The organism is Streptomyces sp. RP5T (assembly GCF_003933965.1).
Classification (GTDB): Bacteria; Actinomycetota; Actinomycetes; order Streptomycetales; family Streptomycetaceae; genus Streptomyces.
Genome location: NZ_RSAJ01001095.1, coordinates 1 through 1,305 on the forward strand (window position 1 = coordinate 1; position 1,305 = coordinate 1,305).

The 1,305-nt window shown below is 73.9% G+C and carries 1 protein-coding gene; it reads right to left on the minus strand.

Translation table 11 applies throughout. The features are described 5' to 3' along the window. Positions 1 to 77: 77 nt before the first annotated feature. Entirely contained in the window at positions 78 to 1,274 is a 1,197-nt protein-coding gene (locus tag EHS43_RS44715) for an MFS transporter (RefSeq protein WP_260471022.1), read from the minus strand. Between the last annotated feature and the right edge of the window lie 31 nt (positions 1,275 to 1,305).

Genomic DNA, 1,305 nt, shown 5'->3' on the forward strand with positions numbered 1-1,305 from the left:
GGGACGGGCAGGGGCGGCGGGGGCGAAAAAATCCCCCTGACCGGCCGACCCCGGTCAGGGGGAAGTGAACGTGCGGCTCAGGCCGTAGCGAGCCGCTGCTCGGCCCTTGCCGCACGTGTTCCGAGGACGGTGAGCGTGACCACGCCGAGCACCGCCAGCAGTCCGACCCCGACCGTTCCGCCCCAGCCGCCCGCGTGGAAGGCGAGGGCGCCGACCGTGCTGCCCGCGCTGGAGCCGATGTAGTAGGCGGACTGGTACAGGGCCGACGCCTGGGCGCGGCCGTGGGTGGCGGTCTTGCTGACCGCCGAGGACGCCACCGCGTGGCCCGCGAAGAAGCCGCCGGTGATCAGGACCAGGCCGAGCAGGACCAGCCCTAGGGAGTCGGACAGGGAGAGCAGCAGGCCGGTCGCGGTCGTACCGCCCGCCGCGTAGAGCGCGCCCCGGCGGCCCAGGCGTCCGACGAGCCGGCCCGCCGTCGACGCGGAGACCGTGCCCACCAGGTAGACCAGGAAGATCGAGCCGACGATGCCCTGGGGGAGCGAGAAGGGCGCCTCGGTCAGCCGGTAGCCGATGACCGTGTACACGCCGCCGAAGACCGTCATGAACAGCGCGCCGATGGCGTAGAGGCGGCGCAGCAGGGGGTCGGAGAGGTGTGCGCGGACCGTACCCAGCAGGACGACCGGCTTCAGTGAGCCCGCCTTGAAGTGCTTGGGTGCCGGGAGCAGGAGGCGGAACGCCACCGCGCAGGCCACCGCGATCACGCCGATCACCCCGACGGCGACCCGCCAGCCCCACTCCTGGGCCACCCAGCCCGTGATGACCCGGCCGCTCATGCCGCCCACGCTGTTGCCCGCGACGAACAGGCCGATCGCCGTGACCAGAGCCTTCGGGCGGACCTCCTCGGCGAGATACGCCGTCGCGGAGGCCGGCAGCCCCGCCAGGGCCGCCCCCTGCACCGCCCGCAGCGCGACCAGCGCGGTCAGCGAGGGCGCGAAGGGGACCAGGAGACCGACCGTCACCGCGACGGCCAGCGAGGCCGTCATGACCGTACGGCGGCCGAAGCGCTCGGAGAGCGCGCTCATCGGCAGCACGAACAGCGCCAGACCGCCGGTGGCCGCCGCCACCGTCCAGCTCGCCTCGCTCGCCGCGACCCCGAACTCGCCCGAGATCAGGGGGAGGAGAGCCTGGGTGGAGTACAGCAGCGCGAAGGTCGCGACACCGGCGAGGAAGAGGGCGAAGCTCATCCGGCGGTAGCCGGGCCCGCCCGGGGTCAGTCGGGAGTCGGCGGGGGCGGAGACGGAGGGG